Below are 26,137 nucleotides of genomic sequence, written 5' to 3' on the forward strand. Positions count from 1 at the left end.
TGATTAACGATGAAGGAGTGTGGAATATAAAAATGTTAAAACGATATTGTATTCGCATTATGATGACTTGTTTACTTGTATCCGCATTATGCGTAACATGGAATGCTTTCACAGGAGTTTCTTTATTAGAGATTGTAAAGAAATATGAGGGAACGAGTGCAAAAGAAGTACATGCAGCAGAAGTTAAGAGAAATGTTGCTCCGAGTAAAGAAGTGATAAATGCTTTAGAGCAGGCAAACGACTGGTCTAAATATCGTTCAATTGAAATGACTGCAACAGGTTATACGTCGGGAATTGAATCAACTGGTAAGAGACCGGGACATCCGGAGTATGGTATTACATATTCAGGAGTTAAGGTGAAAAGGGATTTATATTCCACAATAGCTGCGGACTTACGCGTATTCCCAATTGGAACGATTCTATTCGTACCAGGTTATGGGTACGGTGTAGTAGCTGATAAGGGCGGTGCAATAAAAGGAAACCGTCTTGATCTATATTATGATACGGTGAAAGATGTTTATAGCCAATGGGGTAAGAAAAAAGTAAATGTGTATGTAGTGAAAGTCGGAAATGGTAAGTTTTCAGAAGAAGAGTTAACGATGTTAAATCAAGACGAAACGATGCAAGTGTTTCGCGGTCAATATTTAAAACAAAGATAGTCTAGTGGGAAGTACGCTAGACTTTTTTATTTTATAAATAGAAGAAATATGGATTATATAGGATGTAACAGAAGTTAGAATTGTCGCATTTTATCGAAAATAAAGTTATAATAAAGGCAGAGTAGAGAAATTTAGGGGGTCTGAACATGTTTCAAGTACAAAAAGAATTAGCAAGCCATGAAGCGGTAATCGTTGCCTTATTTGAAGAAGAGAAAACGAGTAGTTTTGTACAAGAACTGGACAAAGCTTTTGAAGGACAATTACAAGTTTTATTAGAAGAGAAAGAACTTTCTACTAAGAAGAAAGCTATTTCAAAAGTACATAGTTTAGGAAAAACAAATGTGAAACGTTATTATTTCGTTGGTTTAGGTAAGAAAGTGTCTTACACGACAGAAACGTTGCGTTCTGCTCTTGGTAAGGCGTTTAAAACGTTACAAGCAGCGAAAGTACAAGATGCAGCAATCTTGCTTGATTCTTTCGTAACAGAGAAATTGGATGCGATTGATGTAGCTCATATTGCAGCAGAAGTACAAGGTCTTGGTACATATGAGTTACAAACGTATAAATCAGATAAAAAGGATCGTGTGGAACTAGAGAAGTTCACGGCTATTACAGCGGAAGATGCACAAGAAATTGAAGCTGCATTAACAGTTGGCTACGTACATGGACGTGCAACAAATTCAGCTCGTACACTTGTAAATATGCCACCAAACGTATTAACAGCAACAAAGCTTGCTGAGTATGCTGTTGAGTTAGCAGAAAAGTATGATATGGATTATAAAGTTCTTGAGAAAGAAGAGATGGAAGAGCTTGGTATGGGTGCGTTACTTGCAGTAAACCAAGGATCTACTGAGCCACCAAAAATGATCGCTCTTATTTATAAAGGAAAAGAAGAGTGGACAGATGTCATTGGATTCGTTGGAAAAGGGATTACATACGATACAGGTGGTTATTCTTTAAAACCACGTGAAGGCATGGTCGGTATGAAAGGTGATATGGGCGGTGCTGCGTCTGTATTAGGTGCGATGGAAATTATCGGTGAACTTCGCCCAGAGCAAAATGTGATTGCTGTTATTCCATCAACTGATAACGTTGTAAGTGGTACAGCATTTAAGCCAGACGATGTAATCACATCTATGAGCGGAAAAACAATTGAAGTATTAAATACAGATGCAGAGGGTCGCCTAGCGTTAGCTGACGGTATTACGTATGCGAAAAAACTAGGTGCAAACTATCTTATTGATGTTGCGACATTAACAGGTGGTGTAATTGTTGCACTTGGAAATCAGACGACAGGCGCAATGACAAACAATGAAGAGTTGTTTGAGCAAGTGCTAGAGGCGTCTATGGAAACAGATGAATCAATTTGGCAATTACCGATTTTTGATCGTGATAAAGAACGCGTTCGAAACAGTAAGTTTGCCGATTTAAATAACTCACCAGGCCGTGAAGGACATGCGGTTATGGCAGGTACATTCTTAGGTGAATTTGCTGAAGATACACCTTGGGTACACTTAGACATCGCGGGAACATCTGAAACGTCAGGAGCGCATGATTTAGGGCCAGCTGGAGCAACAGGTGCAATGGTACGTACACTTGCAACACTTGTTGAACGTTTCGGGGAAGAGTAAGATCCAATAGAAAAGGCTGTTCCAATATTTTGGAACAGCCTTTTTTATTGGTATGATTATTGTCATTTTTTTTCGGTAAGTCGATATAATTTCAATTCCTATTGTACTGTTCTATAGGAAAAGATGGATCCTATAAAGAAATCGTATATAACGTCCCATTTAAAGCGAATGAAGTGCGGCCTGTTTCTTCAGAGACAACTAAAATAAGTGCATCGCTTTTTTCTGATAAACCAATTGCAGCTCTGTGACGTGTTCCTAGCTCAGGATCAACTTCTGTGCTTTTCGTTAACGGAAGAATATTGGCAGCTGAAACAATATGATTATTTTTAACGAGAACGGCTCCGTCATGAAGAGGGTTACCTGGATAGAAAATGGATTCAAGTAACGGTGAGGTTAAATGAGCATGTAATGTTGTTCCAGTTTGAATGAGAGAGTCAAGCGGCTCGTTTCTTTCCACAACAATAAGAGCCCCGTGTTTTCGGGCACTTAAATGTTGGACAGTTGCTGTAATAGAATGTGAGCTTTCCGTATAAGGTGATAAATACGCTTGAATATAGTATGTAGCTGCCAATGTTTGTACGTTTGCTAACATATGATGAATATCTTCCATTTTGCACAAAATACATTCATCCTCTTTATCAATTGCTTGTCTCATAATGGATAATTCTTTCTCAGCAATTTCAATCATTTGCTTTGTTTGTATTTTGAGCTCTTCTGACAAGCCCCATTCTTGCATAATCCTCATTCCCTTTATTGGAGTATTTAACCATAGTGTATACAAATATTCCTAGTAAAATCCTGTTAGATTGTAAAAAATATTGAGATACAGGTTGTTTTTTTCATATAATAAAGGTAGGACAAGCGAGAGGAGATAGAAATATGAACTGGAAACAAGAATTTAGTCGCTGGCTTTCATATGCAGAGTTAGATGCAGAACTAAAAGAACAGTTAGAAAACATGAAGCAAGATGAGAAGAAAATTGAGGACAGCTTTTATAAAAATCTAGAATTCGGCACAGGTGGTATGCGTGGTGAACTTGGTGCTGGTACGAACCGTTTGAATGTATATACAGTTCGTAAAGCAACACAAGGATTAGCAAAGTTTATTGAAAAATTAGGTGAAGAAGCGAAAAAACGCGGTGTTGTTGTAGCGTACGATTCTCGTCATAAATCACCTGAATTTGCAATGGAAGTAGCTGCTACACTTGGTGCACACGGTATCACAACATATGTGTTTGAAAGCTTGCGTCCAACGCCAGTGCTTTCTTTCGCAGTTCGTCATTTACATACAGTAAGTGGAATCGTTCTTACGGCAAGCCATAATCCACCGGAATATAACGGTTATAAAGTATATGGTGAAGATGGTGGGCAGTTGCCTCCAAAAGAAGCTGATGAATTAATTAGCTATGTAAATGCAGTAGAGGATGAGTTAACAGTTGAGGTTGCTAATGTGGAGCAATTAAAAGCTGACGGTTTATTACATATTATTGGACAAGAAGTAGATGATGCATATGCAACAGAATTGAACAATGTCATCATTAATAAAGAAATGGTACAAAATGTTGGAAAAGACTTAAAAATCGTCTTTACACCATTACATGGAACATCAAATATTTCTGTACGCCGTGGTTTAGAAGAAGTTGGATTTAAAGATGTAACAGTTGTAAAAGAGCAAGAATTACCAGATCCGAACTTCTCTACAGTAAAATCACCGAACCCAGAAGAGCATGCAGCGTTTGAGTATGCAATTCGTGACGGTGAGAAGGTAGGCGCAGATGTGTTAATCGCAACGGATCCTGACGCAGACCGCCTAGGCGTTGCAGTTCGTAATCACGATGGTGAGTTCCAAGTATTAACGGGTAACCAAACAGGTGCATTAATGCTTGATTATTTATTATCTCAAAAGAAAGAAAACGGAACGCTTCCAGAGAACGGTGTTGTATTAAAAACAATCGTAACGTCTGAAATTGGCCGTACAATCGCGAAAGCATACGGTTTAGATACAGTTGATACGTTAACTGGATTTAAATTTATCGGTGAGAAAATTAAACAGTATGAAGAAAGCGGACAATACGAATTCCAATTCGGTTATGAGGAAAGCTATGGTTATTTAATCCGTCCATTCTGTCGTGATAAAGATGCAGTACAATCTGTTCTATTTGCATGTGAAGTAGCTGCATACTACAAATCACAAGGTAAAACGTTATACGATGGTTTATTAGAAGTATTTGAGAAGTACGGTTTCTTCCGTGAAGATCTTGTATCGCTAACGTTAAAAGGAAAAGATGGAGCGGAACAAATTCAAGAGATGATGGCAACATTCCGTGAAAATCCTCCGAAAGAAGTAGCGGGCTTAACAGTTGTGGCTGTTGAAGACTATAAAGCGAGCATCGTTACATCTTTACAAGATGGACATAAAGAAGAGATTCACTTACCGAAATCAAATGTGTTAAAATATCAATTAGAAGATGGTTCTTGGTTCTGCCTACGTCCATCGGGAACTGAACCGAAGATTAAGTTCTACTTCGGTGTTCAAGATAATTCTTTACAAAATAGTGAACAAAAGTTACTTACTATTAAAGAAGATATTATGAATCGTTTATAATATAAAGTAATTTTAAGTAGTAGGGAACAAAAGGGAGTGAAACCTCCCTTTTGTTCTATGTAAGGAAATAATCGTTATTGATTCTGACAGAAGAGAGGGTATTTTGTGATGAAAAGAGTAAGAAAAGCGATAATCCCAGCAGCTGGATTAGGAACACGTTTTTTACCAGCTACAAAAGCAATGCCAAAAGAAATGTTACCGATAGTAGATAAACCAACTATCCAATACATTGTAGAAGAAGCAATAAAATCAGGAATCGAAGATATTATTATCGTTACTGGTAAAACGAAGCGCTCTATTGAAGATCATTTTGATAATGCATTTGAGTTAGAGCAAAACTTATTAGAAAAGAAAAAGTATGAGTTACTTGAAAAAGTACAGGCTTCTTCAAAAATGGTAGATATTCACTATATCCGTCAAAAAGAACCAAAAGGATTAGGGCATGCAGTTTGGTGTGCACGTAAATTCATCGGTGATGAGCCATTCGCTGTTTTATTAGGTGATGATATCGTTCAAGCTGAAAAACCATGTTTACGTCAATTAATTGAAGAATATGATAAAACGCTTTCTTCTGTTATTGGTGTACAAACGGTTCCAGAAGATGAAACACACCGTTATGGAATTATCGACCCGTTAGAGCAGGAAGGACGTCGTTACCAAGTTCGCAATTTCGTTGAGAAACCAGCAGCAGGTACAGCACCTTCAAACTTAGCAATTATGGGACGTTACGTTTTAACACCTGAAATCTTCATGTTCTTAGAACAGCAACATGTTGGTGCTGGTGGTGAAATTCAGTTAACAGATGCAATCCAAAACTTAAACGAAATTCAACGTGTATTCGCTTACGATTTCGAAGGAAAGCGTTACGACGTAGGTGAAAAGTTAGGATTCGTTCAAACGACAATCGAAATGGCCCTGCAACACCCAGAATTACGTGATGAAATGGTTCCAATGATGCAGAAAATTTTAGAAGAACACACGAAGCAACAGTCTTAATATAGTGATATAATCCCCTGTTGGATGAGCGGTAAAGGAACGTATTTACTGCTTAATCTAAAGGGGATTTTTTTGAGAAAAAAAGACACTCTCAAGAGAGTGTCTTTACTTTTGATCAGTAGGCTTTAGCTCATCAGCTTTGGATTTTATTTCATCAGTAATAGCGATATTAATATTACCAGCTGCTTTTTTGTATTCCTGAATCAATGCATTAACGTTTTGATTAAATGAAATTAAGCTGCCACTTGGAGATTGGGCCTGTTCGTTAAGCGCAGTGATAATCCCATATATTTTTTTATATTCTTCATAGGTTTCTTTATATTTATTAGGCTGTTCTTTTGCAGCTTCAGAGACTAACTTTAAATCATTTCCCATATTGTTATAAAACGTATCAACGCTTGTAATCATTCCGTCAATTTCTGTTCTCTTAGAACTTAGTGCATTATTGAAGTCCTGTCTTTTATCTATTGCGCTTGACCATGTAGTTGAATACTCGGATAACACGTAAGATGCTGCATATTTAAAGGTGTTTATATTATTATAAAAAGATGCTGCGGCAATTAAGTAATTAGCTTCTTTTTTCTTTTGGGCTTGAAGAGCTTGATACTCCTCTTCCATATTTGTTACTTTTGTTATCGTAAAGAGAAGAACGATGACGGATATAACGGTTGTTAGAAATAGTATTAACGATGTTATTAAAGATTTTTTTGCTGGTAATTTTCGTACTTTCTTAATTAACCCAATAACAATAAAGATTAAAGCCGCGCATAAACTAACTATAGTAAGAATTAAAAAGAAAAATGCTAGGCCGTTTCCAAAGGTATATGACATTCCTAACTCGCTATTTCCATATAATTTGTAACCGATACTCATACCTAGTATGAAAAATAAAGATAGTACTCCGACACTTACTTTAATAAGTGTATTTTTTGATAGATTCACTGATTTTCCTCCAAAATATTGTTCTAATTAGATGTGCAAAATATCTAATTTGCTGAATTAGCATAACAAAAATCATTTTTAATATGTGTCGTATATTGTCGAAGAAACAAAAAAGAGTTATCTTAGCATAGTAAGATAACTCTTTTTATTATGAAATCGTCGAATGAGAATGCTGATAAGCGGAACGACGTACAGCATAGTATATGCGAGGTGCGATAATAGCACCGATAATGGTAAATGCAATATCTTTTACTGCGAACCACATCATAATCATCCAAGCAGCTTTATAACTCATATTACCACCCATGAAGAAATTGACTGCCCCGTACATATAAGTAGTACCGATAATATACGTTAAAATGATTCCTGTGAAAGAGGCAATTGCAAATGTACTGAATGTTGGTCGTTCTTTTTGTTCTACTAGTTTTCCTGATACGTAAGCAACGATAATAAATGCAATAATAAAACCACCAGTAGGATCTAAAAGTGCCCCGAATCCAGCTTTGAAGTTAGCGAAAATTGGTGCACCAGCTAAGCCAACGAGCATATACACAGTCATTGATAATGCACCAAGTCTACTTCCAAGAAGAAGCCCTGCTAAAATTGCGAAAAATGGTTGCATAGATAATGGGATGCCCGCTACTTGCAGGAATGGTGCCCAAGATACAATATTTGCACCAATGGCCATAAGAGCGACGAACATGGCAGCTAATGCTAAATCTAAAACATGAAATCTTCTCATAATGTTAACCTCCTGTTGTTTTTAGGTTAACATTATCGTAGCGAAAATATTTACTTGTTGTCAATCAAAATATTTTGATAAGAAGGCTTCAAATACTCTCTTAGCAACGTATACGGAATACGGAATTGAGGAATTCCGCTTGAATAAGGAGCAATCTCATATAAAGGGAAATAAATGACGAGGTTGTCCGGTTCTAAAAAGAAGTGAAACTTTTTCGTGCTCATGACCTTTTCAGTTGCATCGGGAAAATAAATGCCTTCATTTTGTTTAATTTGTCTTACGATCTCAGCGCGGATTACTTCTTTATATGTATCTTTTTGTTGAAATAAATCATCTAAGCGTAGTAACTTTTTTTCGTTTAAATCAAATGTGTTTGCCTTCCACGTATAAAGACCGTGTGCTCCGCCTGTATATTGATAGTAATTCAAATATAGGCTGAGAAACGGTGGTTTATTCAGGGAGACTTTATAATCAACATTCGCCACGTACGGATGAAATGGTGTACTAGATCCTTCTGTTTCTTTATAATATTTTTTTGCGTCTTTTTCTAATTTTGTTTTAAATTTATCGGTAGATTTTTTGTAATAGAAATTGAGCTTATTTTGAAATTTAGAATCGGAAAAATTGTGAAAAGAAGGTCTGTTAATTTGATATTCTATATAAGGTTTCTTACCTTTTTGTGTTACAGTCTGAACATCGATTGTCAAGTTGGATGCTTTGGCTGCTAGTGCACAATTTGGTACAATAGACAGCAAGGAGAACATAAGCAGTAATATACAAAATTTCTGTTTCATTTAGGTGAAACCTCCTTATATAAGTGTTATAAGTAGTTTGAAAATAAATAGGTAAAATTATACATTCAATTAAAGTAAGAGAAGGAGGAAACGATATGGGAAAAACTTTAATGGATTCACTTGGAATTGAGTTGTTAGAGATGACAGAAGATAAGGTGGTTGCTACGATGCCTGTTGATGAGCGTACGCATCAGCCGTTTGGTTTTTTACACGGCGGTGCATCTCTTGCATTAGCGGAAACAGTAGCAAGTGTTGGTTCATACAATTTAATTGATCAAGAGAAATGTATTTGTTTCGGTCTAGAAATTAATGCAAATCACATTCGCTCAAAGAAAGATGGAATTGTAACAGCGATCGGGACACCGATACATAGAGGACATTCAACGATGGTTTGGGATGTGCGTATTATTGATGAAAATGATGATTTACTATGCATATCAAGATGTACAGTAGCAATTAAAGAAAAACGTGAAAAGTAAAAAGAGGCGGCTCAATAGAGCGCCTCTTTTTCTTATAATTAGAACTGGATTTTCTTCTCTAAGAAACCTTTTAGTTCGCTAATTGGCATACGAACTTGTTCCATTGTGTCACGGTCACGTACTGTAACAGCTTTGTCTTCAACTGAGTCGAAGTCGTAAGTGATACAGAATGGTGTACCGATTTCGTCTTGACGACGGTAACGTTTACCGATAGAACCAGTTTCGTCAAAGTCTACCATGAAGTCTTTAGCTAGTTCTGCGAATACTTCAGTAGCACCTTCAGATAGCTTTTTAGATAATGGTAAGATAGCTGCTTTGTATGGTGCTAAAGCAGGGTGGAAACGAAGAACTGTACGAGAATCGTTTTCTAATTGCTCTTCTTCATATGCATCACATAAGAATGCTAATGTTACGCGGTCAGCACCTAAAGATGGCTCGATGCAGTACGGTACGTAACGCTCATTCGTTTGTGGATCGATATAGTTAAAGTCTTCATTAGAGTGTTCCATGTGACGTTTTAAATCGAAGTCTGTACGAGATGCAACGCCCCATAGTTCGCCCCAACCGAATGGGAATCTGAATTCAATATCAGTTGTTGCGTTACTGTAGTGAGATAATTCCTCTTCACCGTGGTCACGAAGACGCATGCTTTCTTCAGTCATACCAAGTGAAAGTAACCAGTTCTTACAAGTTTCACGCCAGAATGCGAACCACTCTAAATCTTCACCAGGCTTACAGAAGAATTCAAGTTCCATTTGTTCGAATTCACGTGTACGGAATGTGAAGTTACCAGGCGTGATTTCGTTACGGAAGCTCTTACCGATTTGGCCAATACCAAATGGAAGCTTTTTACGCATAGAGCGTTGTACGTTTTTGAAGTTTACGAAAATACCTTGTGCTGTTTCAGGACGAAGGAAGATTTCGTTCGTGCTAGACTCTGTAACACCTTGGAATGTTTTGAACATTAAGTTGAACTGACGGATTTCAGTGAATTCTTGGCTACCACAATCAGGACATTTTACTTCATGTTCTTTCATTAAATCAGCCATTTGGTCGAAAGTAAGACCATCAACAACCATTTCGATGCCTTTTGCATCTAATGCATCTTCAATTAATTTGTCGGCACGGTGACGCGCTTTACATTTTTTACAGTCGATCATTGGATCGTTGAAGTTACCAACGTGACCAGAAGCGATCCAAGTTTTTGGGTTCATTAAAATAGCTGCGTCTAAACCAACGTTATGTGGAGATTCTTGAATGAATTTTTTCCACCAAGCTTTTTTAACGTTATTTTTTAATTCGATTCCAAGTGGACCGTAATCCCAAGTGTTTGCAAGACCACCGTAAATTTCAGAACCAGGGAAAACAAAACCGCGATGTTTCGCTAAGTTTACAACTTGTTCCATTGAATACATAATAAAATCCTCCTTTTGAAAGTTAACGTATTGGCGATGACGTGCTCAGATACTAGTGAAACGAGCGGTATATGCTTTGAAAACATAAAAAAACGCTCATCCCAAGGCTTAATTGCCTAGGGACGAGCGTTTGCCCGCGGTTCCACCCTAGTTGATACACAACAGGTGCATCCACTTTATCACGTATTGCTCGGGACTGCCGTTTCCTTGCGGTTTCAGGCTTTCACTATCCCTGAATCGCTTTTGTGCAAGTACTTATAAGTCCGTCATCGCTACTTATATTAATAATAATGAACATATTCTAACACGTTCTTTTTTAAATCTCAATAGAGGAACGCGTCTATCTATGATAGAGTCTCGCCTATTTTTTCGTTATTTATTCCGTAATTTTGTTTAATGTGCTTAATTGCTTCACGTTTACTAAGCGAGGCAAGCTCGTTATTTTGCACGTATTCCCAAACGACATCGGGCTTCGTTTTTGCATATTCGCGAAGGACCCAGCCGATTGCTTTTTGAATGAAAAATTCTTTTGAAGAATGTAGTTGTCCAATAATCCAGAAAAGAAGTTCTTCATCCATCTTTTGTTTATATTTTAGCTGGAATAAAATAGCGGCGCGTTGTAACCATATGTTATCTGATGCAATCCATTTTGGAATATAGGCGGAAATTAATTCCGGATGTTTTAAAAAGATATTCCCTAAAAATGTAGGAACGATGCTATCGACAGAATCCCACCAAGATTTTGTTACAATGAGTTCTTCTAAAAACGGGATATGCGTTTCGTTTATATGCTTTTTATATTTTTGCATAATATCGAGTGCGGCCGCTTGAAATTCACGTTCTGGTAAATCCCAAAGCTCACGTACGATAACTTGGAAATCTTTTTGATCTGGGAGAGTATGTATTTGGATGACGTCTTTCAACAGTTGTCTTCTTTCAGGTGTTTGAATACCGAGAAATGGGAAGTGATTTTTCATATAACGTGCCATCGGTTCCGCTTTTTCAAGGTTTTTATGAGCTATGAAATGCTCTTGTAATGCTTGTACAAATGGATGCATAAGTGCGTTCTCCTTTCTTATTACCTTTCTCATACCATTATACAGAGAGTTTGGATAAATTTTAAAACATAACTTGTAAAGTAATGAAATATGTTGAAAGTAGAGAGGAGAGGATAAGATGGAAGATCAAGGCGTACTAGCAGGTTTCTTTGCTCTTAGTTTTGCGTTTATTCTTGTTATATTGATTTGGGCAATTATTGCGTATTTATTAACGGCTTTTGCACTGTATACGATGGCGAAAAATGATGGTGCAACGGATGGTGTTCTTGCGTTTATTCCTTTTTTAAATAGTAAGATATGGGGGGATTTAGCGAAAGACAAATTACCGGATTTCTTAAAAGAAGAAGCAGGATGGAAAGTATTCGGCATATATGTCGCGTGTTTCATTTTTAACTTCGTACCAATTCTATATTTATTAGCAACAGCTGTATCGATTGTGCTGTCTATTTATCTTATCTACGCAATTTTAGATAGATACGGAACGAATTCTATATTGTTTACGATTATTCATACAATCACATTTTCGGTTTTTTTACCGATTCACTTGTTCATTATTCGGAATGAGCCGGTAAGGTATAAAGAGTAGATATATGCGGGGAGCTGTTTCAAAGATATTTTGGAACAGCTCTTTGTTGGTTAATCGATATTTCGTTGACTAAGAAAAAAGGGCTGCCACATAGGACAGCCCTTTTTTTACTACATAAGGTAGCGTAAATAAATATAAATATGAGAAATGATTAATGAAACGATCATAATTGGGAAGCCGACTTTAAGGAATTCCATGTAGCTAAATTTATGGCCCTCACGACTTGCGATACCTGCAACAATTACGTTAGCAGAAGCTCCGATTAATGTTCCGTTTCCACCTAGACAAGCACCTAATGCTAATGCCCACCATAATACGTCGATTTGTGCGTCAGAAGGTGATAAACCTAGCCCAACTGCCATATCGTTAATAAGTGGGATCATTGTTGCAACGAATGGAATGTTATCAATTGTTGCAGAGGCGATACCAGATACCCATAAAATAAGGATAGATGCGTAAGAAACATCTCCGCCTGTTATTCCAATTACTTTTTGAGCTAACATTTTGATAAGGCCGATATCAATAAGTCCTCCAACAAGTACGAATAGTCCTGCGAAGAAGAAGATTGTTACCCACTCTACACTTGCGAATACCTCTTCAATTTCATGTTCTTTCACACCGATTAGCATAAGTACAGTAGCACCAGTTAAAGCGATGATAGCCGCATCAACATGGAAGATCGAATGAGTCATGAAACCTACGATTGTAAGCCCAAGTACTGTTAAAGATTTTTTCATTAATACTGGATCTTTAATGTATTGTTTTTCATCTAAACTCATTAATTTTTTAATTTGTACAGGATCAGCAATTAATTGTTTACGGTACATGAAGTAAAGTATTGTCGCTGTAACAGCAATAATAATGATTACGATAGGTGCTAAGTTGAATAAGAAAGCATTGAAATCTAAATGCTTATTTGCAGAACCAATCATAATATTTGGCGGATCACCAATTAATGTTGCTGTTCCTCCAATGTTTGAAAAAATAATTTCAGAAAGTAAATAAGGAACAGGATTTACTTGCAGTATGCGCGTAATAGATAAAGTAACTGGAACAACAAGAAGTACAGTTGTAACGTTATCTAAAAATGCGGAACCAAGCGCAGTAAGTAAGGAAAGTGAAATTAAAATTTTAATTGGATTTCCTTGCGCCCCTTTTGCTGCTTTAATGGCAACGTATTGGAAGACACCCGATTTACTCGTAATGTTCACCAGAATCATCATACCGATGAGTAGCGTAATCGTCCCCCATTCAATATGTTTCGTAAAGGCGTTGTGTAAATCAACGACCCCCATAATTACCATGAGTGCTGCACCAAGAAGTGCGATGACAGCGCGATTAATTTTTTCTGAAATAATAATGGCATATGTAATTAAAAAGACTGCGATAGCAAAATAATACTGCCAGTTTGCGAGCTCTTGCGTTGTTTCGTGCAAAACTCTCATCTCCTTTCATTCACTTTTCTTAGTGTGTCAAAAATGTTCCCAAAGAAACACACATAAAGTCATTATAAAGTAGAAAAATGGAGGATGTAAATGAGAGGGGGTATTTTGTCATATTTTCTGCATCGGTCATTTTTTCTTATTTTTAAAAATATTTGTGGGCATTTGACATATATATAAGATACATCCAATCTGAATATTTAAAATGGAATTAGCATTCGAGCTTGTTCGTGTAGGAGTGTTAAATAGAAAGGAATGACAAAGATGATAAGGAAGGGATCGTATGGATGAACAACGATTTTTATTTTTGGATTTTGAGTTTACGATGCCCCAGCACAGAAAAAAACCAAAAGGATTTTTCCCGGAAATCATTGAGGTAGGACTCGTTTCGGTTGTTGGCTGTAAGGTAGAAGACACGTATTCAGCTCATGTTAGGCCGAAAACTTTTCCTTCTTTAACGGATCGATGTAAGAAATTTTTAGGAATTAAACAAGAAGTCGTAGATAAAGGAATTTCGTTTCCAGAACTCGTTGAAAAACTTGCAGAATATGAAAGGAGATGTAAACCAACCATTGTTACGTGGGGAAATATGGATATGAAAGTGTTGAAGCATAATTGTGAAATGGCAAGAGTAGACTTTCCGTTCTTAGGACAGTGTCGTGATTTATCAATTGAGTATAAGAAGTTTTTTGGGGAGAGAAATCAAACTGGATTGTGGAAAGCAATTGAGGCATATGGAAAAGCAGGGACGGGTAAGCATCATTGTGCGCTAGATGATGCGATGACGACGTATAATATTTTTAAATTAGTAGAAAAAGATAAAGAGTATTTAGTGAAACCAGCACCTCCAACATTGGGAGAACTCGTTGATTTTTCAAAAGTGTTAAAGAAAGTGAGTACACAGTAACGACCAAATTGCACAGTATGTAATTTGGTCGTTTTGTTTTTTTTAAAGTTTGTAATCTTTTTTTAATTGCTCTAATGTTTCTAGACTACGAACCGCAAAAGGTGAATCATCTTCAGAAAATGAATTCATTTGAGTTTCTAATGCTAATTTGAGTGACTCTGTATACTCTGGAATTTCTCCTTCATATTTCTTCACCATTTGCTCTGGAATGTTCGTCTGTTCCCGGAAAGCTAAAGCACGTCTTTCATGGAAAAATGGTACGTCAGCTTGTTTTACGTTATGTAAGTCACCTTGCACCGGATGTTTTAAAACAGCTAACACTTTTACGACGTAACTGCCAGGACGGCTATTTGTAACTTCGCCGATGTATTTGCCAGTTTTATAAATACCAGTAACGATTTCACCAATTTCAAATGTTTCTCTCATATTTTTCACCTCAAGTTTATAGTAAGGAAAGTGTGCGAAGGAGTCAAAGAAATCATTCGCTTTTGGAACGCCCCTTGAGAATATGAACTGGTTCAACTATAATTTAAAGGTATATAACAGAAAATTCTGATGTTTTTTGAATCCAATAATAAGGAGTGTTCGTTATGATGCCTTTATATTTTCCGGAAGATAAAACAGAATATATTATTCCAGGGATTGTTTGCGTTCTATTTATCATTGGTGCCGTTGCTACGTGGCGTATGTTCATTCGTGTATCAAAACGCGAAGCGGAGCGATTACAGAAAGTTGAAGAAAAACTTTTAGCGGAAAAGAAACAGTAACTCATTTTTGTATGTTTCCCTCTATGCTCGGACAATCTAAGGGCAGAATATATTTTGGAGGGAATAGAATGAAAAAACGGCTTTTTTTCAGTTGTTGTTTATTATTTCTGATGGCAGGTTGTGACCAAGGAAAGCCGAAAGAAATTGACGTGAAATTACATAATGCTTCAGGCGATGAAGTGGGGACTGCGAAAGTAAAGCAACAAACAAGCGGAGTGAAAATTACGATTAAAGGGGAAGGTTTTGCACCAGGCCCGCACGGCATACATGTACACGAAATTGGTGAGTGTAAAGCACCACGTTTTGAATCATCTGGCAATCATTTTAATCCTGATAATAAAAAACATGGACTTCTTAATCCGAAGGGTGCAGAAAACGGTGATTTACCGAACGTAATTGCAGACGGTTCTGGAAAGATCAAGGCAGAAATTGATGCGCCGCACATAACGCTTGAAGAAGGAAAAACAACGATTCATAGAAAAGATGGAGCGTCTATTATTATTACAGAAAACGCTGATGATGGTATGACACAACCAACAGGTAAATCAGGTGATCGAATTGCTTGTGGTGTCATTGTAAAAAAAGCATCGGATATGAAGAAAAAGTAAAAGCTACCGTGCATGGTAGCTTTTTTTGTGAAACGTAATTGAAAAGATATTGATAAAGGAGGTTGTCCCAAAACGATTGGAGGTCGCCTCCTTTCTTATTCTGAAAACGTATGGCGCAACCTATTTAAGATTTCTTCTAAAACAGATCTTGGACAGCCGATGTTAATTCGAATATGTTCTTCTCCGCCTAATCCGTATTTCTCACCAGGTTCAACGATGATTTTCCCTTTTTCCTCAAGCGATGTGGTGCGTTCGTTTTGAGAAAGCTGTAGGCGAGAGCAATCAATCCATAATAAAAAGCTACCTTCTGGTTTTGTTACAGAAAGAGCGGGTATGTGATTTTTAATATATTCACAAGCGAATTGAGCGTTATCTTCTATATATAATCGAATTTCATTTAGCCAATCATTACATTCTGTATAGGCACTTTGCATCGCTGTATAGGCAAATGTATTTAATCCGTGGAAACCTTGTCTATATTGGATAGATGTAAAGGTTTGACGGAGTTTTTCGTTTGGAATGATAATAATCGATGCTTGTAATCCGGCGATATTAAATGTTTTACTCGGAGCCATACAAGTAATCGTGCGTGCTGCTAATTCTTCAGATAAAGAAGCAAATGGTGTATGAGTACGATCTCCGTAAATAATATCGGCATGAATTTCATCTGCGACAACGATTACATTATATGTTGTACACAATGCGCCAAGTTGTGTGAGTTCATCTTTTGACCAAACACGCCCGATTGGATTGTGAGGACTACAAAGAAGCATGAGTTTGACGCCTTGTTGAAATTGCTTTTCTAAATGCTCGAAGTCTATCGCATATGTATCATTTTGTTTCTGTAATGGACTCACGCATAATTGTCTATTGTTTGTTGTAACCATTTCGAAAAATGGGGGATAAATAGGTGGTTGTACGAGAACGGATTCATTTTCCTTTGTGAAGGCCTGTATGCTCGTACTAAGAGCTGGAACGATCCCTGCGCTAAAGACAATCCAATCTTTTTGAATATCCCAGTTGTACTGTTTTTTTGTCCAGTTACAAATAGTATCTCCAATATTTTCGGGAGGAAGTGTATAGCCGAAAATAGGATGCTCGATACGTTTCTTTAAAGCAGTTTGAATTGGTTGTGGTACTTCAAAATCCATATCAGCTATCCAAGCGTGGATAAGTTCTTCGTTTTTATACGTATCCCATTTTGTACTATGAGTTCCACGTCGATTGACTGTTTTATGAAATAGTTGCATAAGTTTGCCCCCTTCTTCTGTAAAACCGTTAAGTTATGAAAGTTCTCTCTCTTCTTATAGAATAGCTGATGTGATAGGATAAAGAAAAGCATTAAAAAGTGAAAAGGCGGGAAGCGAATGGGTACATATGAAAAGATGATAGAGGTTGTGAAGAATTGGGATCCGTTTCAAATGGGACCGGAGTTTTATGAAACAGAAGCGAGCGATGTTGTGAACGTCGTAAGTGTGTTCGACGATTCAAAATACATCGCAAAAAAGATTCAACATATATACTTTATGTCTTTTGAGGAAGTACCTGCGCTTGAAAAATGTGAGAAGTTAGCTGTGGAATTACTTGTAATAAAAGAAGGCGGAAGTTGTTCATTGTAGGCTGTCGGAATTTCCGACAGCCTTTTGCATTATTGCGCGGAAAACGCAATGATTTCTTCATAAACATGTTCAGGCTTTTCTTCAGGTAGTAAATGTCCTGTGTTTTCGTAAGAAATAAATTTCGAATTTGGTAAATCTTTGTGTAGCCGATGACCTACATGTACAGGGACGACACGATCTTTTTCACCCCAAATGAGTAGTGTAGGTGTTTCGATCTTTTGTAATTCAGTTGAAGATAAGTCACCTTCACGGTCTCTTATCATACGAGTTAAAGCAGGGAATATACGGTTGTCATAAAAAGGAGCGGAGTAACCTTCCTTCATTTCATCGTCAATTAATGAGTGATCATGAACGACATTCATTAAGTTATGAACAATCCCGCGCCGTATAATCCAGTTCTTTACGTATAAATGAAAGAACGGTAAGTAAGAAGAGTACAGTAAAGGTAAGGTTGCGCGTGCTAAATAGCTAGAGCTACATAGTAAAATCGTCTTTGAGATTAATTCAGGGCGTATACGGTTTACATAGAGAGAAATTTGTCCACCCATAGAATGCCCAACTAACACAATATTTGAGAGAGATAAATGTTCAATTAAATCGATGATAACCGTTGCTAAATTATGATAAGAATACTTAAAGAGATGAGACTTATCACTTTTTCCGAATGGTGGTAAATCAAGAGCTAGTACTGTTCCTGCTTTCGATAATAAAGGAATGAGGCGGCGGTAACTGAATGAGGAAGATAAAAAGCCGTGAACGAGTACGAAAGTAGGACGTTCCGTTTTGTTGTCATGTTCATACAATTCGTAATGAATAGTAGTGCCGCGAGTGGAAAAAGTGAAATAAGGACAAGTATATTCGTGATTCATTTTTTGTCACTCCATTGATTTTTGTTCATATCATTTCCAAGGAAGAAAAAAATATGTTAACAAAAAAAGGCAAGATGACGATGTCATCTTGCCTTTCGCTTATTTATTATTACCCACGAACAATATTAGGCGGTGTTTTTCCTTGTAATCCTGCAACTAAATTTTCAGCGGCTGTCATAGCCATTTGCTGCCTAGTCTTTAATGTTGCAGATCCGATGTGCGGTAAAGTCACAACATTTTGTAATGATAAGAGGGGATTATCTTTTTGAATTGGCTCTTGTGTAAAAGTATCGATGCCTGCTGCAAAGATTTTCTTTTCGGTTAACGCATGGATTAACGCTTCTTCATCTACTGTTTTCCCGCGAGAAGCATTAATAAAGATTGCTGTTTCTTTCATTAATGAAAATTCTTTTTCTCCGATAAGGTGATACGTTTCATCTGTTAATGGAGTAAGAAGAATAATAAAGTCAGACTGTTTGAGTAGCGTCTGTAAATCACAATATGTAGCATCAAATTTTTGTTCAGCTTCTTCTTTACGGCGACGGTTATAATAAAGAACATCCATATCAAATCCGAATTTCGCTCGTTTTGCAACGGCTTCTCCAATTCGCCCCATACCGATAATACCGATTGTACTATGGTGTACATCCAGCCCGAAGTGCTCTTTTCCAATTTCGGCGTTCCATTCACCATTTTTCACGTAGGAGTCGAGTTCACAGACGCGGCGACCAGCAGATAACATAAGAGCGAAAACAAGGTCAGCTACTGTATCATCTAATACATATGGTGTATTCGTTCCGATTACATTTCGCTTTTCCATCGCTTGTAAATCAAAATTATCGTAACCGACAGAAATGTTGCTTACTACTTTTAAGTTAGGAGCTACATTTAATAATTCTTCATTAATAGCAGATCCAAAATTTAATAATCCATCTTTATTTTGTATTTTCTCCAATAGGACATCACGAGGCACCTTCTCATTTTGCTCCCATTTTTCATAATCACAGTGTTCTAATAAATAGTTTTCTACAAATGTTGGAACTGGTTCAGCAATATAAACTTTTGGTTTCACGGTTCCATCCCCTTTCACTTTATCCTACGTTTTTTCACTGATTAAAGTTTCACTTTATTTTGACATAATTCACTAAAAAAATCTTCTTTTCAAACTGGAAAGGGTATTTGTATAATTTAGACACAACCGAAAAGGAAGGATGATTTATATGGTGACAGAAAAAGAATTAGAATTATTAGCTTGTCTTGAAAAAAGTAGTCGATTATCTGTAGATACATTAGCGAAGCTGTTAAATATAGAAGTAGAAGAAGTAAAGAAGATGGTTGAAAAATTAGAAGCGGAAAAGATTATTGTGGATTATGTAACACATATCGATTGGACGAAGGTAAAAGAACATACAGGTTTAACGGCGATGATCGATGTGAAAGTTACGCCAAAGCGCGGCGTTGGGTTCGATGCGGTTGCTGAACAAATTTATCGTTATTCAGAAGTGAAATCTGTGTATTTAATGTCAGGGACATACGATCTTTCTATTACATTAGAAGGAAAGACAATGGGAGAAGTAGCGATGTTTGTTTCTGAGAAATTAGCAACAATTGAATCTGTCGTTTCTACAACAACGCATTTCATTTTGAAAAAGTATAAACATGAGGGAATTATTTACGAAAAAAACGATGATGATAAGCGCATTGTGGTGACACCATGAAGCAATTTGAACTATCTAGAACGGCAGAATCTTTACAACCATCTGGTATTCGAAAGTTTTTCGATTTAGCAGCAAATATGAAAGGTGTTATTTCTCTTGGAGTAGGAGAGCCTGACTTTGTTACACCTTGGAATGTAAGGCAAGCATGCATCCGTTCTTTAGAACAAGGATATACGTCATATACAGCAAATGCAGGATTATTGGAACTTCGCCAAGAAATAGCAAAGTATCTAAAAAAACAATTTGCAGTATCCTATGATCCGAACGATGAAATCATTGTTACAGTTGGAGCGAGTCAGGCGTTAGATGTAGCGATGCGTGCCATTATAAATCCTGATGATGAAGTACTCATTATTGAACCAAGTTTCGTTTCTTATGCACCGCTTGTGACATTAGCTGGAGGAGTTCCGGTTCCTGTGGCAACGACTTTAGAAAACGAGTTTAAAGTACAACCAGAACAAATTGAAGCAGCTATTACAGCGAAAACAAAGGCAATTTTGCTTTGTTCACCAAATAACCCAACAGGTGCAATGTTAAATAAATCCGAGCTTGAAGAAATAGCAGTGATTGTTGAGAAGTACAATTTAATCGTATTATCTGATGAAATTTATGCAGAGCTTGTATACGACGAAGTATATACAAGTTTCGCGAGTATTAAAAATATGCGCGAGCATACAATTTTAATTTCCGGATTTTCAAAAGGGTTTGCGATGACAGGATGGCGCCTCGGTATGATTGCAGCTCCTGTTCAATTTTCGGAATTAATGCTCAAAATTCATCAATATTCCATGATGTGTGCACCGACAATGTCTCAGTTCGCAGCACTTGAAGCGTTACGCGCGGGGAATGATGAAGTAATTCGGATGAGAGATAGTTATAAGAAACGCCGTAATTTTATGACGACATCGTTTAATGAAATGGATTTAATGTGTCATGTGCCGGGCGGAGCATTTTATGTCTTTCCTTCTATTTCTTCAACTGGACTATCTTCGGCAGAATTTGCAGAACAGTTATTATTAGAAGAAAAGGTGGCTGTTGTACCTGGAAGTGTATTTGGCGAAAGTGGTGAAGGATTTATTCGTTGTTCGTATGCAACATCGCTTGAACAACTTATGGAAGCAATGAAGAGAATGGAACGGTTTATAGAAAATAAAAAAAGGACAAAACATAATACGTTTTGTCCATAAAAGGGGGGGAATACTAGAAAGCCATGTGTTAGTATTCTATCCCAATATTAGAAAATTATACGTACTCTAGGAAATTTTTCTTTAATTTTGAATGAGTTCTGTCATAGTGGTATAATTTACTAATATAAGGTATGCGTATCCTGAGTAGCTTTACTTAGGGTACGTACTAACTAATCGGATATTTAACAATAAATCATCTGCTTTGCTATCTACAATTGTAGAGAAAATGGTAAACGTATGGGAGTGTTTCATATGTCAGAACAATATACAACTGGAGTGGTTGTAACAGGGAAAGTGACTGGGATTCAAGATTACGGAGCATTTGTAGCGTTAGATGCAGAAACACAAGGGCTTGTGCATATATCTGAAATTACAAATGGATATGTAAAGGATATTCATGACTTTTTAAAAGTCGGCGATACAGTAGAAGTAAAAGTACTTTCAATTGATGAAGAACACAGAAAAATGAGTTTATCGTTAAAAGCGGCGAAAAGAAAACAAGGACGGATTCTTATACCGAATCCATCTGAGAATGGATTTAATACGCTGCGAGAAAAGCTAACGGAATGGATTGAAGAATCCGAGTTAACAAAGTAAAAGAGGAGCGCATATGAGCGTTCCTCTTTTACTTTGTTTTATGATATATATTTGCAAATATGATTGCATGCAATCATATTCGTATGTCGGAGGTGAAATAAAGACATACTGACTAGCGAATTTCGTTCGTTTCTGGGTGAGTGCCAAGATTTTCTGATGGTTTAAAGAGTAAACCAAGATTGATAAGCCCAGAAATACCGACGATACCGTAAATAATGCGTGCGAGAGCTGAGTTTTGTCCACCGAAAATGGCAGCCACTAAGTCAAACTGGAAGAACCCGATCAGTCCCCAGTTAACAGCACCAATTACAGTAAAGACTAATGCGATACGTTGCAGAGTACTCATGAAAAAGCCCCCCCTTAATTGTGAAGCATGAGCAAGCGATGAGTTAATTAACTCCTTTATAGAATGGCGTAGTTATGTTGTTTTTATACATAAAAAATATAAGAAAAAGGATGTATATACATCTATACCGAAAAATGCGAATTTTTATGCAAAAAATGAACTTTTTCTAAAAAATATATTTTGGTTACGGTTACAATTGTTGAATCGCTTGATTTACAACTTCAGTTTCGCTAAAGTGAATACAGAAATACATATACATTATTGGAGGGAAAAAGATGAGTACACATGTAACGTTCGACTATTCTAAAGCGTTATCCTTCATCGGTGAACACGAAATAACTTATTTACGTGATGCAGTGAAAGTAACACATCATGCAATCCACGAAAAAACTGGAGCTGGGAACGATTTCCTTGGGTGGGTAGACCTTCCGCTTCAATATGACAAAGAAGAATTCGCTCGCATTCAAAAATGCGCAGAAAAAATTAAAAATGACTCTGACATTTTACTTGTTGTAGGTATCGGTGGTTCTTACCTAGGAGCACGTGCAGCAATCGAAATGTTAAACCATTCTTTCTACAACACGCTATCTAAAGAACAACGTAAAACTCCACAAGTGCTATTTGTTGGACAAAACATTAGCTCCACTTACATGAAAGATTTAATGGACGTATTAGAAGGTAAAGACTTCTCTATTAACGTTATTTCCAAATCAGGTACAACAACAGAGCCGGCACTAGCATTCCGTATTTTCCGTAAGTTATTAGAAGAAAAGTATGGAAAAGAAGAAGCTCGCAAACGTATTTATGCAACGACGGATAAAGCACGTGGTGCATTAAAAACATTAGCTGATAACGAAGGTTACGAAACATTCGTTATTCCAGATGATGTTGGAGGCCGTTTCTCTGTATTAACGCCAGTTGGTTTATTACCAATCGCAGTAAGTGGCTTAAATATTGAAGAGATGATGAAAGGTGCAGCTGCTGGTCATGGTGACTTCGGTACATCAGAACTAGAAGAAAACCCAGCTTACCAATACGCAGTAGTTCGTAACGCTTTATACAATAAAGGAAAAACAATTGAAATGCTTGTTAACTATGAGCCAGCACTTCAATACTTCTCTGAGTGGTGGAAACAGTTATTTGGTGAAAGTGAAGGAAAAGATCAAAAAGGCATTTTCCCATCTTCAGCAAACTTCTCAACTGACTTACACTCATTAGGTCAATACGTTCAAGAAGGTCGTCGTGACTTATTTGAAACAGTTCTGAAAGTAGGTAAATCTACACATGAACTAACAATTGAATCAGAAGAAAACGATTTAGATGGATTAAACTACCTTGCTGGTGAAACTGTAGACTTCGTAAACACGAAAGCATACGAAGGTACATTACTTGCACATAGCGATGGTGGCGTACCAAACTTAATCGTAAATATCCCTGAATTAAATGAGTACACATTCGGTTACCTTGTATACTTCTTCGAAAAGGCATGTGCGATGAGCGGCTACTTATTAGGCGTAAATCCATTCGACCAACCAGGAGTAGAAGCATACAAGAAAAACATGTTTGCTTTACTTGGTAAACCAGGATTTGAAGAGTTAAAAGCAGAATTAGAAGAGCGTTTAAAATAATAAAAAGCGACCGGATTCCGGTCGCTTTTTATTATTTTATCGAAAAGTCCATCGGTATATTCAAACTAGAGTGGGTATGCTAAAGAAAAAGTCTAGGAGGGATGGGCTTGATTCCGATTCAATCAAATTTAGAAGGACGTACATATGCGTTATATAAGTTAGAAGAGATAATGAAGCCACTTGGGTATAACATTGGTGGCAATTGGGATTACGATACAGGATGTTTTGATTACAAAATCGATGAAGAAGATGGCTATCAATTTCTGCGAGTGCCATTTACAGCAGTGAATGGCGAATTAGATGTGCCTGGTGTAATAGTCCGTCTGGAAACACCGTATATTCTTTCGCACGTATATCAAGACGAACTAGATGATCACGTAAATACTTTAACGGCTGGAACGAGTGGAATGGATCAATTTGCTGAGCCGAAAGATCCAGATGGAGATGTGAAAAGGAAATATATCAATATTGGGAAAGTGCTCATGCAGGAACTAGAAAAACATTTTCTTAATGGTGAATAACAATGAGTATGTCGCTTTCAATGAGAACAAAGGAATGGACTGGATTAATCATATATTGTTCGTCGCGTTTTATACCTAGTAAGAGAATGTTTTGCTTTAAAAGAGTGTAGCTGCAATTTGCAAAAGTTTGTCCGGTGCAGGAAGGATAAAGCTCCATCAGTTGTAATTTGTTATCAGAGATTTCATCGTAAAGTGAGAATAGTACACCTGAAATGGAAGGAAATAAAAGAGAAGCTGTAAATACATAGCTCGTTAATTTATTTCCTTCTATAATTTCTGATGCACCAGCTCTCGTTGCATTTTGAATTTGTTCAGTAGTAAGAAGTTCAGCGATGCAGTGAATGTTTGGGTTGAGCCCTTTTGCAGTTAAAATATTTAAAATGGACTGTGTATCTGCTAAGCTTTCATTTTTTTCTTTATCAGCTGTTATTAATATAGTGTGAGCCGTTGTAATATTAGCTTTTAATAAAGTTTGATCGTGATGGGGGCAACCCTTAATAAATTCTAAATGATGAAATGGTTTTGGAAGTAAAGAAAGTGTTTCATCAATTAAAACGATATCAAGGTTCGGTTGTAAGATGTGCATTTGTTTTACAACATGTTTTGCCCGCTCATTCCAACCCACGATAATCATATGACCGTTAGAGGTAGCGGCTTCTTCTCCTTTAATTTTCATATATTGTTTATTAATCATATCAGTGGCGAACAGAACCATATAATAAGAACAAAAACCGGTTCCAAATAAAATAATACCCATACCGATAAGTTTGCCTATTAGTGTATGCGGGGCAAAGTCACCATAGCCAACGGTGAAAATGGTAACGATTGACCACCAAACACCATCAAACCATGTGGTGAAGTGCGATGGCTCTAATCTATGTATAAGGAAGCCAGAAAAAGCAGTAAGTACAACAATAAAGCAAACTAAACGAAAAATAATGGAATCACGAAATGTATCTACTAAATTTGGACGGGATTTCAAACTTTTATTCCTCCTTACTTTGCAGGACTACATTCATTGTTACCATTATAGAAAAAAGAAAAACTCTCTAATTTAAAAGAGAGTTTGTTTTACATTACATACTTTCTAATTCAGTTTGTTGAACACTTTCAAGATGCTGGAGGGCGTAGTAAACATCAGCAGTATGTCTTTTTTGATCGATAGATAATTTCAAATGTAAATAGTGAGAGCCATTCTCCAATGTTTTGAGCTTCATATTCTTAACTTTTATATCCATTTCTTTTATTTCTTCAATTACAATTGGGATATTGTCCATATTTCGCACAACAAGCTTTACTGCGATATCACGTTGACGAAATGATCTCGGTCCTACAAATTTCATTGTTAATGGTATAAGTTCGACGCTAATCATAAGGAAACACATTCCGAAAATCGCTTCGATATAGAATCCAGCCCCAACAGCAATACCAATACCAGAAGCACCCCAAATCATAGCAGCAGTCGTTAGTCCTGCAATGCTATCGTTTCCTCTTCGTAAAATAACACCGGCACCTAAAAAACCGATTCCTGATACAATTTGAGCGGCAAGTCGAAGTGGATCCATATTCATATGATCGGTATGTGGTAAATTGTAAGCCGCTTTAATAGAAACAATTGTTAGGAGGCAACTAATAATAGAAATAACTAAACAAGTTTTTAAACCAAGTGGTTTCCGTTTTAATTCGCGCTCTAAACCGATAGCGAACCCTAAAATAGCCGAGAGACCTAGTTTGATTAATAAATCGGCATAGTCCATATATATTCCTCCTTGTATGATGTGGTATATGAATAAAACGTTTATTATAGAAAGAAACGCTTTTTGATAGAGTGACTTTATATAGAATATATGTAGGAATTATTTATACATGAAAGAGATATTTCGTTTAAGTATATGATATTAAAAAAGAAATGTGGGTGGTTTTAAAAAAAGTTTATAAAAGGTGTTGCATTTCATTTTTCACCATGATATATTAATAACCGTCGCTGATGCGGAAACGCAGAAAACGACAAAAAAGAAATTA

General features: G+C 36.8%; 29 protein-coding genes. 15 read left to right on the forward strand and 14 right to left on the reverse strand.

From position 1 onward, the window contains the following. Positions 1 to 32: 32 nt before the first annotated feature. On the forward strand, positions 33 to 659 hold the full coding sequence (locus tag ILT06_RS25990; protein WP_000920109.1) for a 3D domain-containing protein: 627 nt from the start codon (positions 33 to 35) through the stop codon (positions 657 to 659). Between the two features lie 146 nt (positions 660 to 805). Continuing rightward, positions 806 to 2,290, forward strand: coding sequence for a cytosol aminopeptidase (gene pepA, locus ILT06_RS25995; RefSeq protein ID WP_064476309.1), 1,485 nt, complete (start codon positions 806 to 808; stop codon positions 2,288 to 2,290). 130 nt (positions 2,291 to 2,420) lie between these two features. Here the strand turns inward: pepA and cdaS are convergent, their stop codons facing one another. Next, positions 2,421 to 3,026, reverse strand: coding sequence for a sporulation-specific diadenylate cyclase CdaS (gene cdaS / locus ILT06_RS26000; protein ID WP_001158734.1), 606 nt, complete (start codon positions 3,024 to 3,026; stop codon positions 2,421 to 2,423). Positions 3,027 to 3,169: 143 nt separating this feature from the next. On the opposite strand from cdaS, the gene ILT06_RS26005 reads away from it, so the two are divergent. Together ILT06_RS26005 and galU are read left to right on the forward strand one after the other, a co-directional pair. After that, positions 3,170 to 4,894, forward strand: a complete 1,725-nt coding sequence (locus ILT06_RS26005; protein WP_064476310.1) for a phospho-sugar mutase — start codon at positions 3,170 to 3,172, stop codon at positions 4,892 to 4,894. 108 nt (positions 4,895 to 5,002) lie between these two features. Further along, positions 5,003 to 5,890 (forward strand): UTP--glucose-1-phosphate uridylyltransferase GalU, encoded by an 888-nt coding sequence (gene galU / locus ILT06_RS26010; RefSeq protein ID WP_000832650.1) that lies wholly within the window; start codon positions 5,003 to 5,005, stop codon positions 5,888 to 5,890. 105 nt (positions 5,891 to 5,995) lie between these two features. Here galU and ILT06_RS26015 read toward each other — a convergent pair whose 3' ends face one another. The 3 genes from ILT06_RS26015 to ILT06_RS26025 form a co-directional block, all read right to left on the reverse strand. Next, positions 5,996 to 6,832, reverse strand: a complete 837-nt coding sequence (locus ILT06_RS26015) for a hypothetical protein (protein WP_064476311.1) — start codon at positions 6,830 to 6,832, stop codon at positions 5,996 to 5,998. 148 nt (positions 6,833 to 6,980) lie between these two features. Further along, the gene (locus tag ILT06_RS26020; RefSeq protein WP_001252151.1) at positions 6,981 to 7,574 is read right to left on the reverse strand and encodes a biotin transporter BioY; all 594 of its coding nucleotides are present in this window, start codon (positions 7,572 to 7,574) and stop codon (positions 6,981 to 6,983) included. 50 nt (positions 7,575 to 7,624) lie between these two features. Continuing rightward, complete coding sequence (locus ILT06_RS26025; RefSeq protein ID WP_064476312.1) at positions 7,625 to 8,368, reverse strand: DUF3298 and DUF4163 domain-containing protein; 744 nt, start codon at positions 8,366 to 8,368, stop codon at positions 7,625 to 7,627. 95 nt (positions 8,369 to 8,463) lie between these two features. Here ILT06_RS26025 and ILT06_RS26030 point away from each other — a divergent pair, with 95 nt between their 5' ends. Beyond that, positions 8,464 to 8,847 (forward strand): hotdog fold thioesterase, encoded by a 384-nt coding sequence (locus tag ILT06_RS26030; protein ID WP_000520763.1) that lies wholly within the window; start codon positions 8,464 to 8,466, stop codon positions 8,845 to 8,847. Between the two features lie 38 nt (positions 8,848 to 8,885). On the opposite strand, the gene ILT06_RS26035 is transcribed toward ILT06_RS26030, so the two are convergent. Both ILT06_RS26035 and ILT06_RS26040 read right to left on the reverse strand, forming a co-directional pair. Then, the gene (locus tag ILT06_RS26035) at positions 8,886 to 10,262 is read right to left on the reverse strand and encodes a glycine--tRNA ligase (protein WP_060488162.1); all 1,377 of its coding nucleotides are present in this window, start codon (positions 10,260 to 10,262) and stop codon (positions 8,886 to 8,888) included. 344 nt (positions 10,263 to 10,606) lie between these two features. Next, positions 10,607 to 11,320: a DNA alkylation repair protein gene (locus ILT06_RS26040; RefSeq protein ID WP_064476313.1), complete on the reverse strand. Its 714-nt coding sequence runs from the start codon at positions 11,318 to 11,320 to the stop codon at positions 10,607 to 10,609. A 118-nt stretch (positions 11,321 to 11,438) separates the two neighbouring features. Between ILT06_RS26040 and ILT06_RS26045 the strand changes: the two genes are divergently transcribed. Then, positions 11,439 to 11,906, forward strand: coding sequence for a hypothetical protein (locus ILT06_RS26045; protein ID WP_064476314.1), 468 nt, complete (start codon positions 11,439 to 11,441; stop codon positions 11,904 to 11,906). A gap of 110 nt (positions 11,907 to 12,016) precedes the next feature. Here the strand turns inward: ILT06_RS26045 and ILT06_RS26050 are convergent, their stop codons facing one another. Further along, positions 12,017 to 13,342 (reverse strand): ArsB/NhaD family transporter, encoded by a 1,326-nt coding sequence (locus tag ILT06_RS26050; RefSeq protein ID WP_000545212.1) that lies wholly within the window; start codon positions 13,340 to 13,342, stop codon positions 12,017 to 12,019. A 289-nt stretch (positions 13,343 to 13,631) separates the two neighbouring features. Here ILT06_RS26050 and kapD point away from each other — a divergent pair, with 289 nt between their 5' ends. Continuing rightward, complete coding sequence (gene kapD, locus ILT06_RS26055; RefSeq protein WP_064476315.1) at positions 13,632 to 14,255, forward strand: 3'-5' exonuclease KapD; 624 nt, start codon at positions 13,632 to 13,634, stop codon at positions 14,253 to 14,255. A gap of 42 nt (positions 14,256 to 14,297) precedes the next feature. Here kapD and kapB read toward each other — a convergent pair whose 3' ends face one another. Then, positions 14,298 to 14,681 carry a kinase-associated lipoprotein KapB gene (kapB, locus tag ILT06_RS26060; protein WP_001209345.1) on the reverse strand — a complete coding sequence of 128 codons (384 nt, stop codon included), beginning with the start codon at positions 14,679 to 14,681 and terminating at the stop codon, positions 14,298 to 14,300. A gap of 164 nt (positions 14,682 to 14,845) precedes the next feature. Here kapB and ILT06_RS26065 point away from each other — a divergent pair, with 164 nt between their 5' ends. Both ILT06_RS26065 and sodC read left to right on the forward strand, forming a co-directional pair. Beyond that, on the forward strand, positions 14,846 to 15,022 hold the full coding sequence (locus tag ILT06_RS26065; protein WP_000982763.1) for a hypothetical protein: 177 nt from the start codon (positions 14,846 to 14,848) through the stop codon (positions 15,020 to 15,022). 68 nt (positions 15,023 to 15,090) lie between these two features. Then, positions 15,091 to 15,630 (forward strand): superoxide dismutase [Cu-Zn], encoded by a 540-nt coding sequence (sodC, locus tag ILT06_RS26070; RefSeq protein WP_064476316.1) that lies wholly within the window; start codon positions 15,091 to 15,093, stop codon positions 15,628 to 15,630. Positions 15,631 to 15,725: 95 nt separating this feature from the next. Here the strand turns inward: sodC and ILT06_RS26075 are convergent, their stop codons facing one another. Continuing rightward, positions 15,726 to 16,880 carry a MalY/PatB family protein gene (locus tag ILT06_RS26075; RefSeq protein WP_001175862.1) on the reverse strand — a complete coding sequence of 385 codons (1,155 nt, stop codon included), beginning with the start codon at positions 16,878 to 16,880 and terminating at the stop codon, positions 15,726 to 15,728. Positions 16,881 to 16,997: 117 nt separating this feature from the next. On the opposite strand from ILT06_RS26075, the gene ILT06_RS26080 reads away from it, so the two are divergent. Next, entirely contained in the window at positions 16,998 to 17,249 is a 252-nt protein-coding gene (locus ILT06_RS26080; protein ID WP_000537644.1) for a YugE family protein, read from the forward strand. 29 nt (positions 17,250 to 17,278) lie between these two features. On the opposite strand, the gene ILT06_RS26085 is transcribed toward ILT06_RS26080, so the two are convergent. Next, a complete protein-coding gene (locus tag ILT06_RS26085) occupies positions 17,279 to 18,118 on the reverse strand; it encodes an alpha/beta fold hydrolase (RefSeq protein ID WP_001015206.1) in 840 nt (279 codons plus the stop codon). Between the two features lie 109 nt (positions 18,119 to 18,227). Further along, a complete protein-coding gene (locus ILT06_RS26090; RefSeq protein ID WP_098101649.1) occupies positions 18,228 to 19,208 on the reverse strand; it encodes a 2-hydroxyacid dehydrogenase in 981 nt (326 codons plus the stop codon). Positions 19,209 to 19,338: 130 nt separating this feature from the next. Here ILT06_RS26090 and ILT06_RS26095 point away from each other — a divergent pair, with 130 nt between their 5' ends. From ILT06_RS26095 to yugI, 3 genes are all read left to right on the forward strand, one after another. Beyond that, positions 19,339 to 19,836, forward strand: coding sequence for an Lrp/AsnC family transcriptional regulator (locus ILT06_RS26095; protein ID WP_000255701.1), 498 nt, complete (start codon positions 19,339 to 19,341; stop codon positions 19,834 to 19,836). Then, on the forward strand, positions 19,833 to 21,023 hold the full coding sequence (locus ILT06_RS26100) for an aminotransferase (RefSeq protein ID WP_064476319.1): 1,191 nt from the start codon (positions 19,833 to 19,835) through the stop codon (positions 21,021 to 21,023). Before ILT06_RS26095 ends, ILT06_RS26100 begins: the two co-directional genes overlap by 4 nt. Positions 21,024 to 21,275: 252 nt before the next feature. After that, on the forward strand, positions 21,276 to 21,620 hold the full coding sequence (yugI, locus tag ILT06_RS26105) for a S1 domain-containing post-transcriptional regulator GSP13 (RefSeq protein ID WP_000003765.1): 345 nt from the start codon (positions 21,276 to 21,278) through the stop codon (positions 21,618 to 21,620). Positions 21,621 to 21,732: 112 nt separating this feature from the next. On the opposite strand, the gene ILT06_RS26110 is transcribed toward yugI, so the two are convergent. Further along, on the reverse strand, positions 21,733 to 21,966 hold the full coding sequence (locus ILT06_RS26110) for a DUF378 domain-containing protein (RefSeq protein WP_000105788.1): 234 nt from the start codon (positions 21,964 to 21,966) through the stop codon (positions 21,733 to 21,735). 275 nt (positions 21,967 to 22,241) lie between these two features. On the opposite strand from ILT06_RS26110, the gene ILT06_RS26115 reads away from it, so the two are divergent. Together ILT06_RS26115 and ILT06_RS26120 are read left to right on the forward strand one after the other, a co-directional pair. After that, entirely contained in the window at positions 22,242 to 23,594 is a 1,353-nt protein-coding gene (locus ILT06_RS26115) for a glucose-6-phosphate isomerase (protein WP_048561621.1), read from the forward strand. A gap of 107 nt (positions 23,595 to 23,701) precedes the next feature. Beyond that, positions 23,702 to 24,115, forward strand: coding sequence for a YugN-like family protein (locus ILT06_RS26120; protein WP_064476320.1), 414 nt, complete (start codon positions 23,702 to 23,704; stop codon positions 24,113 to 24,115). Here the strand turns inward: ILT06_RS26120 and ILT06_RS26125 are convergent. Together ILT06_RS26125 and ILT06_RS26130 are read right to left on the reverse strand one after the other, a co-directional pair. Next, positions 24,102 to 25,097 carry a potassium channel family protein gene (locus ILT06_RS26125; RefSeq protein WP_064476321.1) on the reverse strand — a complete coding sequence of 332 codons (996 nt, stop codon included), beginning with the start codon at positions 25,095 to 25,097 and terminating at the stop codon, positions 24,102 to 24,104. The two genes, ILT06_RS26120 and ILT06_RS26125, sit on opposite strands and share 14 nt — an antisense overlap. Before the next feature lie 94 nt (positions 25,098 to 25,191). Then, positions 25,192 to 25,872: an MgtC/SapB family protein gene (locus ILT06_RS26130; protein WP_000384161.1), complete on the reverse strand. Its 681-nt coding sequence runs from the start codon at positions 25,870 to 25,872 to the stop codon at positions 25,192 to 25,194. Positions 25,873 to 26,137: the final 265 nt, after the last annotated feature.

Source organism: Bacillus sp. 17RED48, assembly GCF_019837545.1.
GTDB classification, from domain to species: domain Bacteria; phylum Bacillota; class Bacilli; order Bacillales; family Bacillaceae_G; genus Bacillus_A; species Bacillus_A wiedmannii.